The 16,016-nt window shown below is 40.8% G+C and carries 7 protein-coding genes; all 7 read left to right on the top strand.

Annotated features, from left to right (window positions below; translation table 11 throughout):
- Window positions 1-306: 306 nt before the first annotated feature.
- From DW039_RS09455 to DW039_RS09425, 7 genes are read left to right on the top strand one after another with little or no spacing between them, the layout of a single operon-like run.
- Window positions 307-525, top strand: coding sequence for a helix-turn-helix transcriptional regulator (locus DW039_RS09455; protein ID WP_055278854.1), 219 nt, complete (start codon window positions 307-309; stop codon window positions 523-525).
- A gap of 54 nt (window positions 526-579) precedes the next feature.
- Window positions 580-2,601 (top strand): N-6 DNA methylase, encoded by a 2,022-nt coding sequence (locus DW039_RS09450; RefSeq protein ID WP_055278855.1) that lies wholly within the window; start codon window positions 580-582, stop codon window positions 2,599-2,601.
- The gene (locus tag DW039_RS09445; protein ID WP_055278856.1) at window positions 2,598-4,004 is read left to right on the top strand and encodes a restriction endonuclease subunit S; all 1,407 of its coding nucleotides are present in this window, start codon (window positions 2,598-2,600) and stop codon (window positions 4,002-4,004) included. The genes DW039_RS09450 and DW039_RS09445 overlap by 4 nt, the downstream gene beginning before the upstream one ends.
- Before the next feature lie 26 nt (window positions 4,005-4,030).
- Window positions 4,031-8,203: a serine/threonine protein kinase gene (locus tag DW039_RS09440; RefSeq protein WP_055278857.1), complete on the top strand. Its 4,173-nt coding sequence runs from the start codon at window positions 4,031-4,033 to the stop codon at window positions 8,201-8,203.
- Entirely contained in the window at window positions 8,200-9,786 is a 1,587-nt protein-coding gene (locus tag DW039_RS09435) for a hypothetical protein (RefSeq protein ID WP_055278858.1), read from the top strand. Before DW039_RS09440 ends, DW039_RS09435 begins: the two co-directional genes overlap by 4 nt.
- A gap of 11 nt (window positions 9,787-9,797) precedes the next feature.
- The gene (locus tag DW039_RS21080; RefSeq protein ID WP_181979454.1) at window positions 9,798-15,335 is read left to right on the top strand and encodes an ATP-binding protein; all 5,538 of its coding nucleotides are present in this window, start codon (window positions 9,798-9,800) and stop codon (window positions 15,333-15,335) included.
- The gene (locus DW039_RS09425) at window positions 15,332-15,997 is read left to right on the top strand and encodes a PP2C family serine/threonine-protein phosphatase (RefSeq protein ID WP_117691508.1); all 666 of its coding nucleotides are present in this window, start codon (window positions 15,332-15,334) and stop codon (window positions 15,995-15,997) included. The genes DW039_RS21080 and DW039_RS09425 overlap by 4 nt, the downstream gene beginning before the upstream one ends.
- Window positions 15,998-16,016: the final 19 nt, after the last annotated feature.

Below are 16,016 nucleotides of genomic sequence, written 5' to 3'. Positions count from 1 at the left end.
GTGGGGCACTTTTTAAATGTTGTTCCGGGTCCCTTTTCAAGTGTTAGCTACAAGTTAGCAAATCTATGATTATGGTGCGTTAATTACGTAATGATTTTAATACCTTTCACAAAATGCTAACAGATGGCGTATATCGTATATCCTGAAACTATTCCGTATGATAGCAAGAAATGCGATTATCTTTTTCGCCGTTCTCCAGATAGCAGTTTCCTGAAAAGTTGATGAATTTTCCCGAAAACATCATAGGTATATCGAAATAAATCACTAATTTTGCAAAATACGCAATACTAATAGCAGTTTTTACAAATGGGAAAAGATCTCAATCGACTAAAAGTGGTGCTTGCTGAAAAGAAGCGCACTAATAAATGGTTGGCACAAAAGCTTGGTAAAGACCCTGCTACGGTGTCCAAATGGTGTACTAATACAGCACAGCCTTCACTTGAGACACTTTCTGATATTGCCATGAGTCTTGAAGTTGACGTTAAGGATTTACTTCAATCGTCAATTAAGAAGCAGGATTATTAAGATGGATCAAGATGGACATGGCAATGACTTTAAACTTATGTAATTTTGTATATTATGGCTAACTTTGACATCGATAAAAAGCAGTTGCAGGATGAGGTTGTCCTTGATGACAACCAACTTGTCTGCGTCTTGACCAATTCTATAAAAACTGCCACAGAGAAAGAACTTCTTCTTCAATCTATAATCAACCAGATGGACGAGGAATATGAATTTAATCTTTCCGATATGAAACGCGACTATTCTTTCTCTTACGAAGATGATGAAGGTAAGAAAAAGCGCATGACTATAGACTTGGCAATATTTCGTCATGAAGCAGAGAAAGAACCGGAAAATATAGAGCGTATTTGTATTGTCTTTGACTCTAAGGCAAAAGAAAGCGATAAGAAGAAAGGAGTCGAGGCTACTCTTCATAAGGCACTGCAAGCTACGGGGTGTGACTTCGGAATGTGGACTAATGGAGATAAACAATTCTTTGCCTACAGAAAAGAAGATGAGATAGGCAATGAACGAATTGAAGATATTAGCGATTTCCCAGGTTGCGATGAAACCATAGAAGATCTTGAAAACATGGGTGATCGTGCCCAACCTCGTAAAGCTGCCAATGATACACTTATTCGAACGTTTAAGCGTTGTCATGACTATCTTTATGGCAACGAGGGTCGAAAAAAAGATGCGTTTTGGGAACTTCTTAATCTGATATTCTGTAAGATTTTCGATGAAAAACGTCGTTTTACAGATGCCGAGAAGGGGTTCAGTTATCGCCGCCAGTTCTGGGTTGGTGTCACAGAACAGAATACGCCTGAAGGTCAGGCTACAGTTGCCAAACGAATTAAGGATATCTTTGAAAGACTGAAAAAGGATGATCTCTTTAAAACAGTCTTTGACGGAAACGAGCAGATTAGTTTGTCTGACCGTGGCGTTGCGTATGTCGCATCGCAGATAGCCAAATACAGCTTCCTTGATGCTACTGTTGACGTGAAAGGCACCGCTTACGAGACTATCGTAAGTAATACTCTCAAACAGGAGGCTGGTCAGTTCTTCACACCACGCAATATAATAAAGTGTATGGTTGAGATTATGAACCCAAACCAGCATTGTCGTGTGCTCGACCCGGCTTGTGGTAGTGGAGGTTTTCTTGTAATGGTTCTGGATCATGTTCGTCGCCAAATTACACGCAATATCTATGCAGATCGTTCTGAAGCTGAGATTGATGCTCTCTCAAACACTGATGAGACAGTCAATAAAATCGTTCGTCAATATGCTGAGTCTATGATATTCGGGTTCGATTTTGACCCTGATTTGAAGAAAGCAGCAAAGATGAATATGGTTATGGCAGGTGACGGACATAGCAATATATTCAATATCAACTCACTTGAATACCCCTTTGGTTCATTGCCTGACCTCGAACGTATAAATGAAGCTGTCAGTACAAGCGTTGGACATAGGGGCGACTACGCAACATGTGACGAACATGCAGCCAAAGACAGTGCTTTCGGCAAGTTCGATATGATATTTACAAATCCTCCCTTTGGCTCAAAGGTCGAGGTTGCACAGGGCATTGTCGAGCACTATGACCTATCAGCATGGATAAAATCGCCAGAAGGATTGTTCATAGAGCAATGTTATAATTTCCTAAAACCAGGTGGTAAAATGGCGATAGTCTTACCTGATGGCATACTCAGTAACCCCAATACTGAGAAGGTTCGTGAATGGATACTTTCAAAATTCAAACTCATAGCCTCTATAGACCTGCCTGTAGAAGCATTCTTGCCTCAGGTTGGCGTTCAGGCTTCACTACTCTTCTTACAGAAAAAGATAGGCATTGAACTGGGTCAAAAGGAAGACTACGAAGTATTCATGGCAATAGCCGAAAAGGTTGGCAAAGACCGCCGAGGCAATCCTATATATAAGAGAGATGATGATGGCGCTGAAATTCTTTACCCAACAAAGAAGGAATGGGCAGCCCGTAATCGTCATGGAGAACTCATAACGCGAAGTCGTGTAGAACGAGTGCGCCGGCTTGATGATGACCTTCCGGAAATTTCAGAGGAATATAAAAAAATCATGGGGATATGAAAGCGTCAAAAATTCAACTAACAAGCATTGAGGATGCAAGTAGGCGATTTGACCCATCTTATCACCTGAGTGATGCAATAGTTGTTAAAAAGACTATTGCAAAATCCCCGTATCCGCTTTTGAAATTAAAAGAGGTGTCTTCAGGTATATTCAATGGAGGACGTTACAAACGAGTATACGTATCAAACCCAAAGCATGGATATAAGTTTTTGAGCAGTTCTGATATACTCGCTGCGGATTTGGAGTCCGTAAAGATGGTGTCAAAGCGTTATATGGGTGGAGTAAAGGAATTAGCCCTTGAAAAAGGATGGATTCTCATTACACGAAGTGGCACTATCGGAAAAACTGCGTTCGCTAACGCGAAACATGCTCAGAAGCTTGCTTCTGAGCATGTTATTCGGCTTAAGCCGAATAACATCCTCAGAGCTGGCGCGATATATGCGTATTTAGCATCCAAGTATGGATACATACTTCTCACGCAAGGTACTTTCGGTGCTGTAATCCAACATATAGAGTGTCCTTTTGTAGGTGAAATTCCAATACCAAATTTCCCAAAGACATTGCAGGAGAGTATTGATTTGTTGATTCAAGAATCAGCTCGTCTGCGAGAATCAGCTGCTGATGAGTTAGAGGCAGCAGACAAACTCTTAAAAAAGAAAGCCGGATTGCGGTCATTAACACCGGAAGACTATGATTACTTTGGTCAGCACAGCGCAACTCGGAAGCCAAGTTGCTTTACTCGAAAAGTATCTGAATTCGGTTCAATTACGTTCAATGCTTTTAATAATTCTGAACGCATCAAGGCTATTATCTCCTCTATTCCAGAGAGTCATTTAACAATAAAGGATGTAATTGAAAACGGTGAAACATTTTCATCTACAGGAGCTCCAAGTATTGAAGTAAAGCCCCATTGTGGCATTATGCTGATTAACCAAAAGGATATATTTGATACAATTGTTACGGGCAAATATATTTCGAGGAGAGGTGTAAAAACTGACAACCTTGTCAAATATGGAGAGGTCTTAATTGCAAGCGATGGAACTCTCGGTGAGAATGAGACATTTTGTCGAGCCATATATGCCAACGAAGATTTAGAAGGTGCTTTCATATCAAGTCACTTTATTAGAATGAAGTCAAATGATAAGGTACCCGCTGGATATTTATATTGTTGGCTAAATTCAGACTATGGATTCCGCCTTATTAGACGGACACAAGCTGGGACCAAGATATGTCATCCAATAAATCGAATGTTTCTCGACATCCCTGTTCCAATTCTTGCAAAGGAAGACATGAACAAGATTGATCGTATGGTCAGAAACGCACATACAAAACGTCATCTGGCTAACGAGAAAGAATTGAAAGCCATAGCAATGGTAGAGGCTGAGATTGAGAAATGGAATTAGAACAATAGATAACACCAATCATACCAATGGCAAAACTTTGTACTCCAATACATAGCCCTGGACCTGTGAACGCCGGAGAGAAGCATTTATTTGACTTCCTTCAAGTTAACTTGCCTGACAGCTATTACATCATACCCAATGGCGAATATCCCTATATCAATCCGAATGGGGGTACTCAATTCATGGAGTGCGACTGCATCGTGGTTGCTCCCCATGCAATCTATCTTATCGAAAACAAGGACTACAAAGGCCGTCTTGAAGCATACGATAGCGCATGGTTTCATAACGACCGAGAAATTAAGAACCCCATTAAGGGTGTTACATTCAAAGGCAAAGTCCTCAGCGACTATCTCAAACGCAAGAACGGACGTTGGAAAGCTGCATGGATTGAATCTATTGTGACCCTAAGTAACCTTAATCAGAACAAATCAGGATTTGAGGTCGGCTCTGCCAGCGACAACAAAACATTCCTACTCAATGATGAACTTATCAATTTCATTAAGGAGCCTGACAGGTTGCCTCACTATGTCCCAGCAAGTGCGATTGCGTCTTACCAATTCGATATTACCGATTATCTTATGGGTAGCAGTGTTAGTCGGGCTCACGTCCGCACTAATGTCTGTGGTATGATTATCGACGAGATACTTGATACTACTGATGATTATATAGAATACCTTTGCCATAAGAAATTCCCAACTGACAAAAAGTATAAGGTTCGCGATTACGCCTTAAATCAGGCCGGTATGTCACCTGTTCAGATTGAGAAGCATGAAAAGCTGGTTCATAATGGTGAGATTACCGAGGACTTTCTTCCTGACAATACCGGGGTAATCATTAAGAGTCGGTTTGAGTCGGAGGAGAATCATTATTATGTTATAACTCCCTATCAAGATGACCGTTCTCTGCGAAGTGAGATGGCTCGCAACACATTCACGGAATTGGATAAGATTCAGATTTTATTGAATGTTGCTGAGGCTCTATCCTTAGCTCACGAACAGAATGTGATACATAGAGACGTGCGTCCGGAAAATATTTTTATCCAATCTGACCGCAGGGCTGCGCTTGCTAATTTTGGGTTGGCATATAACGAAGCTCACGATGACGCAAGCTTTAATGTCACTGTAGATTTAGAGGATTTCGACTTGAATGCCTATACTTCTGAAGATGTATTTATCGGGGACTATTCTGCAGCATCGGATGTTTATTCTTTCGGAGTTCTTGCCTACGAGCTGATGACTGGACAGAAGTTTCCGTTCGACAATTTCAAAGAGTTATTAATGAAGGGTGGTAAACTTCCAAAAGATTCGCTACCCTCTGCGGTGAATTCTAACGTTGAGAAATGGGTAGATGAACTTTGCGAAAGAACAATAGTTGTTGATCCGATTGAAAGATGGGCCAACATAGATGAAGTACGCCAATTCATCTTTGAGAACGGTATAATTGCCCACACACAGCAATACTCTGTTCCTGAAGCCAATGAAAATCTTAATGACTTAAAACCGACAGACCGCATTACCAACGACATAGTCCTTGGTGAAATGCTTGGCGAAGGTGGATTCTCAAAGGTTTTCAAAGCAAAACACCAATATCAGCCTGGAGCTTTATATGCCGCCAAAATATTCAAGGAGGGCGTAAGCCCACAAGTGACTGTTGATGAATTCAAGGCATTGAATGACCTGAATCATCCGAACATAGTGAGATTCCGTGGAAACGGGACAACCAATGGTGGGTTGTTCTATACTCTTATGGACTATGTTGATGGGACAGACATTCGCCGCTATGCGAGTGGCGATACATTCCTTTCTCTCACACTGATGAAATCATTTCTCAAACAAATGATTTCAGCTCTTGTGTATATACAGGAAAAACAGCCACCAGTAATACATAGAGACATCAAGCCTGAAAATATAATGTATCGTAAAGATGGGTCGTTCGTGCTCATCGATTTCAACATAGCTACAAACAAGGAAGGAGATCGACATAAGGTAGGAACTTATCGTTATGTGGCACCTGACCTGACAGTCGGCAGCAAGATGAATTGGGACTTAGGTGCAGATACATTTGCTCTCGGAGTTACGGCATATGAATTATTGAGCCATATCTATCCTTGGGGAAATAGTCAGACACCTATTCTTGACCAGACTCCGGTCAACATTCTTGACAGGAATCACCTCATATCCGATAAGTTCGCAAAATTCATAATGAAGGCTTGCGAAACACGAAAGGAGAATCGATTCCAAAACGCAAAAGAGATGCAAGAGGCATTTGATGCTCTTGAACGTATAGATTCTTCTATTGAATTTTATAGCAAGGATGGAACAGAATACAATATTGTCGATTATATTAATTCTCTCTATAGTCAGAGTGAACGAGGTAATGCCGGAACTCGTGCAGGATTCAAGAATGACAACATTCTTGACAAACTGACATATACTGAGACGCGCCTCGACACCAAACTTTTAGAAGACATCAAGCATGGTGACTATAAGCTTATAATCATAACCGGTAATGCTGGCGATGGCAAGACCGCGTTTATACGTCAGGTTGAGAACGCTGGAACAGACCTCAATTATGTCGAGTCCCGCAATGGTGCAAAATTCCGTCTGGGTAGCGTCATGTTTGAAAGTAACTACGATGGTTCTCAAGATGAGCATAACCTAAAGAATAACGATGTTCTGGCAAAGTTTTTTGCGCCATTCATTGGTATTGAGGACTATCGATGTGCTGTGGAGGGCCGCATAATAGCTATTAATGAAGGTCGATTGATGGAATATCTGGAGTCAACTCCGGAACTTACGGGATTACATAATGCCATTGATGAATACTTTTACAAAGAGGGTGTGGCTACCCTCCCTGACGGAGTCATGGTTATTAATCTTAATCTTCGTTCGGTCACTGCCCTTGACGACAATGGGGATTCCTTGTTGCGTAAACAGGTAAAGGCTTTGACCGATAAAAAACTTTGGAACAAATGTCTGGGATGTCCGATAGCCGACCGTTGCTTCATAAAATATAACGTCGATTCACTCAACGACTCGGCTGTTGGCAACGAGATAATAAAGCGCCTGGAGTGGATAGTCCGCACAATAGTATATAAACGTGAGCTCCATATAACCATGCGTGATTTGCGCTCAATTATAGCGTGGATGCTTACCCGTGATTATACGTGCGCAGACATGCCCCACCTTATTGAATTATTAGATAAGGCAAAAAGAGAATACGACGAGACACCGGAAGATGCGACTGACGAGGAAAAGAATAATCGCAGAATCAGATATGAACTTGAACGGCAAAGGTGGTGGACGCGCTATTATTTCAACATAACAGCGCCTGAACATTCATGGTTTCCCAATCAGCACTCCGAAGACAGAGTTGTAAAACTTCTACGTGAAACAGATATTGCCAATGTCGCAATACCAGAGCTTGACCGGAATCTCTATTTTAGCGAAAAAAATGAAAGAGATTATCTTTCATTCGCAGAAAGAACAGCGTCCTTGATACCATCTTTCAATGACACTATGGAGCTAAAGCCATCATATATGATGAGTGAGAGTGATGTCCGACTGTTGAAATTACGTCACCAGACATTTATTCGTCACCAGTATTTTGAGGGTGCATTCCTCAACGATAAAGACGGATTCATGAAACGTCTTCCTTTCCAGTCAATCGGTAGATTTGTCAATAACCTCAATCAGAAAGGCGATGACTTGGAGACTGTGAAGAATGATTTGGCTTACGCTATCTCATGTAGTGAAGGATGCTGGAACAGGGAGCTATCAAAAGAATACTTACTTCTTTCATCATCCCGTGTTGCTGATCCAAGCGCAAAGAGTTATCGTCGATTCCCACTCAAAGACTTCGAAATGGAAGTTGATACGAATGATAAACTGACGACGTATCTTGAACATGAGAATTGTGCATTTGTCTTTCGTAGCAAGACAAAGAAGCATATTCAGCTTAATGTATCGCTCGAACTATACGAAATGCTCTCATATATTGAGAATGGTTTTAGCCCTTCGGTAAGCGATCTAAAAGGCAGGTTTATCGAGTTACAGGTATTCAAGAACCTGCTTGAAAGCGAAACTTATACAGAAATCATCGTGACTAACAACGAAAAGGATTATTATCGCATACGCCTTAATAAGAGAACGATGCGTATTGTTGTAACACGACTTGAAGCAGAGGAGGATAAAATATGAAAATGCCGATACTCTCACGCGAGGAGCGTGTATTCCGTGAGCCGTCGATATTCGCTGTTGACATGAAGGCCGTTACATTGGATAATGTTCTGGTCAATCTCTTCATGCTAATGCGAAACAATGGTGCTCGAATAAAACTAAAACTTGCAAGGAATGCTACATTCCATGACGTAAATACCCTTAAAGAAAAGTATTTCAAGACCTTAGAGACGCGTCAAGAACTTGTTGGCTTTTCGGACTATCCAGAAGCGATAGAAAGTTGGTTGCGTAGTAGCTTGGTTAATATGGTTTTTCGTGGAAAAGCTAAGGAAAACATATCCTCCATGCGTCCTCTCCACCTGGAAAGCTATCGAATCCGTAATCAGAAATACACTCGTGATTACAATACTGCGGACCAGATTTTCATCATGATCAATCAACGTCCAGAAGTAAGGGATGCTTTAAAAACTTATATGTCAATCGGCTGGGACAACTTCAGTAGAAAACTTGTTGATAATCCTACGCTTGATATTGATACGGCCGGGATGCTTCATCTGATTAAAATGGTTGATATTGATCCAAAGGTGGTCAATGTCATAGCCGATATTAGTCCACTTTTGAAGAAACAAGCTGACCTATATTGTGACGATGTAGTTCGGCTACTTGCATACCAAAATAGTATGCCTCGAAGTGTATTTATTGATTATCTTAGGATTCTTACAGGTTTTCATCTCGCATTATACTTTCATCAACTTGTTTATCAGCTTCCCAAAATGGTCGATGCTGGTTCTGCTGAAGAATCTGAGGGCTGGAGTATGGTTGTTGATATGACGGATAGACTTGAAAGCGATATTTCAGATATTGCATGTGCAGATATGCAACATCTCCTCGATGGCATGTTGAATTATATCAAAGCCTCATACACAATCAAGGCTGTAAGACGAATGCCGGGAGCAAGTTTGGAATCTATGAACCAAATATTTCATCGGATTAAAAATTATGATGCAAGCATAGATGCATATTTTCAAGTACGACTTTCGGATGTCCTTAGCAACTATGATAAAGAAGCTAAAACAGAAGAAGAACGAGAGGATGCAAGAACGTACAAATCTGAATTAGAAAATTATCTACAATTTGAAGATACAGCACTCCAAAAATATGTACTGTGTCTCATGAATGTAGGTGCTTCTTACCAATTGAAATATGGTCGTCAATTTCTTGATAATGTTTCAATGAAAAATACAGAGTCAGCCCTGATGATTGATGGACGAAGTCGAAAACACCAGCGCCGAGGCGCAATTGGCTCTAAACTTTTGGAGGTTCTTGTGCAGCTTCTTGTACTTACACCAAAAGATGGTGGAGGGTTCAGTAGTAATCCGCTAAGCATCCGACAGCTCATAAAGAGTATCAGAGACCGATATGGGCTTATTATCGATGGTAGTGACGAACCCCGCTTTTCCGATGCAGATGTAAAGACCCACATGGCATTCAAAGCCAATGTTGATGCGCTAAAGAGTAAGCTCCGCCAGATAGGGTTCTATACAGACCTTAGCGATGCTTCATCACTACAGAAGATACGTCCCAGATATAAATTCAACGATTAATAGCGAACTCAATGGATTTACGAAGAGAATATTATAATCGGATGCTGGACATTTTCATGTCCTGCTATGGCAATATCATAGAAAATGCCTCTGACGGACATTGCATGAAAGTCACGGGATTTCCTTTGGAAGTCTTACCCGAATTGAGAAATAAAATCAATTCGCGTGAGACGCAAGCAGAGTGTTATATTCTTTCTGAAACTCTTTCAGGAAGCGAATATATTACACCCACAAAACTCATTGAGCTTCGCAACGACTTGACCAAGCCAATTTTGATACTCATTCCGGTCAACAGCAGTACGTCTGCCGAAGACTCATACGGTAATGCAACATTCCAAGATCTAAGTGTGAAAACACTGGATTTCATGTTGTTCAAATCGTTATTGAATGAAACCGATGGCAACAAGACAATCAAGACAGTGTTGCAGTATGCCGAAAAGAATTTAAATGTTTCGGTCAATGACAAGATTAATTATCTGCTTTATGTTGTCTTATCCGGACTTACCGACAAGGAAATAGGCAACGGAATATTTTATCTGGGTCTTATTCCGGATGAGAAACTCGCTCAAAGGAAAGAGTATACGCCATCGTTCTTAATGAAAAACGATGACTGCATCAGCGTCATGTCTGATTTCTCATCGACCATTGCAGACCGGGTTGTTGAGCTGCCCATCAAAGCGAACTCACTTCAGAAGGATGTCGCAGCTTTCCTTAAACAGAATAGTAGACTAAACACTCGCATAGGGTTATGCCAACAAATTCTAGAAAGCCCATCATTAAATTTTTCCAAGTGGGAAGGGGTTCTTGCAAATGTCCTTGAACTTGGCAAACTACATATTGTAAAAGTTGACTTAGGAGGTAAATCTTATTCTCTTGTCGATGGAGACCCAGAAGTGTTGGTTGACCCAAAGAAAGGGGCAAAAGTAAAACTCCGTATTTTCTTTTCGCCAAAGCCCAGCCAGTATGAAGAACTAAAGAAAGTTCGTATTGCACTGATGAATGGGGACGGTTTTTACAAGGAGCGAGACCTCTTGACAAAGAAAGTTTCGGATAATCAACGAGACTATCGAGACTTATCATTTACCATCAATCCGGAAACATTTGATAATGGGTCATACTTTTTCCATGTGTTTGCAGAAGATGAAAACGGAACAGTCCTGAATACCAAGGACGAATTTATCGAAGAGGCTGTTCAGCAAGAATGGATTGAAGAGGAGACAAAAGATGAAGGTATGTCCAAAGAGGATTTCCAGCAACAACGTCGTAAGATGCTTACTTCTGATTCTACTACATTCTTCTTAAGAAATAAAGATGTAGATGATGAGTCAGACGGTGAAGAAATCGGTACACGTATGAAAATACGCAATGTACTGATGGCTTATTTCCGCTACAGAATTGAGCTGAATCGCAAAGGTCTCGAACTTACTGTGCCGAAGCGTGTTGCTATTGTTGAGAAGAATGGTAAGGTGTCAAAAAACACATCTGATGATGAACTGCATAGTTGGCAGGAAAGTACCCATCTTGAAACCTTCCAGTTGAGGTATGATGCTGACAACAACTACCAGATTCCTCTGTCCAAGAAACTTCTTGTACTACAACGCGCCCTTCTGAAAAAGGGAGATCAGTTGTCTTATGTCGAGGCAGAAATCAGCGACAATTATACCGATGTCCAACTTAAATCCGCGTTTGTAGTTCCAGTCAACGTTAATGTACCTCAATCGTTGATTGATGCTCGAAAAAATCTATTTAATGCAATCAGACAATCGGCTCCTAACAATACCGGTGTAGTCGAAACATTTGAGGTATTTAAACACATTGATGAAATCAAGACTTATGTGAGCGAATATAGAGCATGGCTTTCAAGTGTTTTATCTGAGAATGTAGAATCAAATAAAGCTGTCAAATTACAATCAATAGACACAGTTTCTCTTGAAATTGAAATGCCTGACGGTAGAACTGCGCACACAAATATTATTACTCCGCTTCATCCTCTGCGACTCGCTTGGCTCGTAAATATTTACGAACAATACGAAGAATGGGAATCGCAGACACATAATGATTCTCGTTATCGCAAACCGGATGTCTGGTATAAAAAATTGGACAAACTTTTCTATGGTGAGCTAAATCCGGAAATTGCTCCTCTTGTACTTCTGGATGAGAAACGTACAGGATACATGCAGTACGTCGGAGAACTATGTTTCGGCTGGGGTTTATACGCCAATCCACTTCAGGACAAAGACGATACTTTCTCAACTGGGTTCCGTCAACTAAAAGCTTATCTGTCTCAGTTATTCAATATTGGTATACAGTATCGTATCGACAGCGATGTAAACCAAAATATGGTTTACCGATTATTGCACAAATACATTACTCAGCATCCTTATATCAACAAACTCATTATAAATCTGTTTAATGCTGGCGATGCGTCGGTGTTTGCAGATAACCTTGTGAGAATAGAGAGAGAAACAACCGGCAATGTCTTTGATATACATTATGAAATTCGTTTATTCTGCAACGATAAGCGTTTCCCCCAAGGTGAAGCCCTGAAGGAACTAATGAATCCCGAAACATCTGTGTCAGAGGAAGCTGAAAACTTCTCGCAGGCGGATGACAATCGTCTGTTTCCTAAATTACGTTTTTCGATCAATAGCATTGACGAATTTGTGAAAGACCCTATGCGTTTCCCTGCGCATATGTCTTTTCTTATAAACCCGTTTCCGACCCAAGCATCATTGAAAAGGAGTAAGACAATTCAGTCGTCATTCTATCTTAATGGTGTTGTGATGCGTCCTATTGTTCAGGTTGATAATGTAAGCGAAGGTTCAGAGATACAGTGGCAAAGGTTTATCTCGGATATACCAATGCAGAACGCCACCATGTTTGCCGCTGAATTTCAGAATTTATTCGGCAATGTGCAGAGTCTTATTGGCACAAGCATGACGTCTGACCATGAGTTGTCTGTGCCCTCTCTGACACTTAATATAAAGGATTCCAATTCTGAAATGCTATCACTCGTTCATGATGTGAGCGACTGGGTTGTAACATTCGACAAGAATATGGGACCGGAGTTTTATGATATGCCTTGCAAGGCTGGAGAACAGCCATATCTGCTAGACTACATACCAAGTGCTGAACTGAATGGCATTTCATCATTCTTGACATGCCGCCCGACGTCAGAAATAGAGGGAATAATGGCTCCGCATTTCAAGAACTTTGGAATAGATGTTAGCGATAAAACATCATTCCTGGAATTGCTCTCTGACATACGCTCTGTCAGCAGCAGTATGATAATGCAACTGGAAAGCAGTCGTAATAAAGTGTTTGAAGTGCTCGGCACTACTCTTATGAAACGAATGTTGAAAGGAAAAGGTCTTCTGGAGGATTCTTTCATCGTTCCTATAGATCTACATCAAAATCTATTTGCTGACTTAGATTCCGATTCCGGAGAGCGTGCTGATGATTTGTTGGTAGACTTCCATCCTTCAAAGCGAGAGATTGTATTTACGGTAATTGAGATAAAGTGCCGTCAGAATCTCTCTGATGACGAATTGTTTTCTCTCCAAGAGAAAATGCAAAGTCAGATAAAGAATACAATTCTGGCACTTCGCACAAACTTTGATCCTGAATTTAAATCTCCGGACCGACTTGACCGAGAGCTGCGCACTATAGAACTGCAATCGTTATTGCTGTTTTATTCTCGTCGAGCTGCACGTTATAAGTATCTTAACGAAGAAACGGCTAAAGAATACGAAGAATTCATTCTGTCGCTCCAAAACGGAGACTACATAATTCGTTTTAAGAAGATGGGATTCATTTATGAGTTTCAGAGTGATACCTATCAACGCAAAGATGTTCTTAACGATACCATTTTCTATATCCTTGGTAAGCCAATGATTGAGATGATAATTGAAGATGTGGATAGTCTGAGAACCGTTGATGTCGTTCGCGCTGCTGCTGATGAGGACATGAAGACAGAATTTGAGACATCAGATCGAATCCTGCGTGAAAACTCATTCCATATCAACAACGATGTAGAGGATATAGCAGATATTCAAGTTAAGCAACGGGTTAAGATGCTATCATCATCGGAAATTGAGCATGTAGAGTCGGAAGCGGAGAAAGATAATAATAATACTGAAATCAATTCTATTCCGAACGGCGAGTCCAATTCTTCAGATTCATGGCATACTACGGGTGTCATTGAAACAGTTGAAATAAAGCCAGACCAGCCGCTGCCTCCAGTTGAAACCAAGCCGAAAGATAATATGCCTCCTGATACGGCAATTCTGAATAAGCCCAAAAACTATGTTGATCCAGTTGTCTTCGCCCCCAATTATATCCAACCGACTTATGATATTCTTATCGGCAAAACAAGCGGGAGCGAACAATATGGTATTCTTGGCGAAAGCATTAACGGTCATCGTAAGATTGCCATAGATTTAAGCGAAACTAACACTATAAGTCTATTCGGAGTACAAGGCGGCGGAAAGAGTTACACAATTGGGACCATTTCAGAGATGACATTGAAGCAGTTCTCTAATGTAAACCTACTTCCTGGACCAATGGCGAGTGTTATTTTCCATTACTCGGAGAGTCCGGACTATGCACCAGAGTTTACTTCTATGGTGTACCCGAATGACGAAACCGGTCAACTAAAAAAACTCAAAGACGTGTATGGCGCTGATGCTGCTCGTATTGAGGACGTGATCATGCTTTGCCCTGCGGATAAGGTTGAAGAGAGAATGGAAGAGTATCCTTCATTGATGATTCATCCTATTAAGTTCCACTCAACGGACCTTAATGTACAGGACTGGCAATTCTTGTTGAAGGCTGTAGGCAATGATTCAACATATATCGCCCAGCTCAAGCAGATTATGAAAGCTCTCAGAAAGAATCTGAATATTGACGCACTTAAAGAGAGTGTGGATAATTCAGGCCTCCTTTCTGCGACGCAAAAATCTCTTGCAAAGCAACGCCTTTCTTTCGCAGAAGAATACATAGATGACACAATAAAGCTCGGTTCTCTTTTGCGTCCTGGTCGTCTCATTATCGTTGACCTCCGTGATGAATGGATTGATGAAGATGACGCTCTCGGACTATTTGTCATTATGCTTAATATCTTCTCCGGAGTAAAAGAATTCAAAGGTAGGAAGTTTAATAAATTCATCGTGTTTGATGAAGCTCACAAATATATGGGCAATAAAGATTTGACAAGTACTATCGTGACTGCTATCCGAGAGATGCGTCATAAAGGTGTGTCAATGATGATTGCCAGTCAGGATCCGATGAGTCTTCCAACTCAAATCATTGAACTTTCTTCTGTTGTGCTCTTGCATAAGTTTAATAGTCCTCAGTGGGTTAAGCACATTCAAAAGTCAATTACCCAATTACAATCTCTTTCATCGTCAGACATGGCATCTCTTGTTCCGGGAGAAGCTTATCTTTGGGCAACAAAGGCTACTGATAAAGGTGTCACCCTACGTCCTATGAAGATAAGCACTCGACCAAGAGTGACTAAACATGGTGGCGATACGATTAAAGCCATATGATAATAATAGAATATACCAACATAGGTCGTAGAGCACAGAATCAAGACTTTGTTCTCTCCAAAAAAATTGGAGGGAGCAAAGCCTTATATATTGTTGCAGATGGCATGGGTGGTTACTCTGATGGATCTATTGCTGCAAAAATTGCAGCAGAAGAGATAGCAAATTTTATCATACAGGGCAAATCCATACCAGAGTCCGTGCTGAATGCAAACGCCGAATTAAGCAGGGCTATTCGTGAACGAGGCGTTTCCAAGATGGGATGCTGTTTTGCTGGGATTGAAGTTGACGGCTATATAGGTAACATTTTTTGGATTGGAGACTGCCGTGTATATCAATTTCGCAATGGGCAACAAATTTACGTTACCCAAGATCATACAATGATTGCGGAAATGGAGAAACATGGTAAGGTTACTTATTCTCAACGAGAGAGATACGGACATATAGTGTCACGCGGATTTATGGGTTCAACAGAAGACACTGCAGAAGAGCACAAGATTCTATTACTTCCCGGTGATGAAATTATGTTGTGCTCTGACGGTTTACATAAGACTATGCCTATTGATGTATTGTTAGAAATGATTCATCTTGGTACTCTTGATTTAAAAGATCGCAATGAGAATTTTGATGACAATCATTCGTTTATCTATATAAAAGTAGATTAATTCTGAATATATTACATTA

The sequence above is a fragment of the Bacteroides sp. AF39-16AC genome (assembly GCF_003602735.1).
In the GTDB taxonomy this organism is placed as follows: Bacteria; Bacteroidota; Bacteroidia; order Bacteroidales; family Bacteroidaceae; genus Bacteroides; species Bacteroides uniformis.
This window is presented reverse-complemented; position numbering and strand designations above follow the sequence as displayed.

Excerpts from the sequence above, each read along its gene's own strand:
- DW039_RS09455 (WP_055278854.1), top strand. The coding sequence starts at position 307 with ATGGGAAAAGATCTCAATCGACTAAAAGTGGTGCTTGCTGAAAAGAAG.
- DW039_RS09450 (WP_055278855.1), top strand. The coding sequence starts at position 580 with ATGGCTAACTTTGACATCGATAAAAAGCAGTTGCAGGATGAGGTTGTC.
- DW039_RS09445 (WP_055278856.1), top strand. The coding sequence starts at position 2,598 with ATGAAAGCGTCAAAAATTCAACTAACAAGCATTGAGGATGCAAGTAGG.
- DW039_RS09440 (WP_055278857.1), top strand. The coding sequence starts at position 4,031 with ATGGCAAAACTTTGTACTCCAATACATAGCCCTGGACCTGTGAACGCC.
- DW039_RS09435 (WP_055278858.1), top strand. The coding sequence starts at position 8,200 with ATGAAAATGCCGATACTCTCACGCGAGGAGCGTGTATTCCGTGAGCCG.
- DW039_RS21080 (WP_181979454.1), top strand. The coding sequence starts at position 9,798 with ATGGATTTACGAAGAGAATATTATAATCGGATGCTGGACATTTTCATG.
- DW039_RS09425 (WP_117691508.1), top strand. The coding sequence starts at position 15,332 with ATGATAATAATAGAATATACCAACATAGGTCGTAGAGCACAGAATCAA.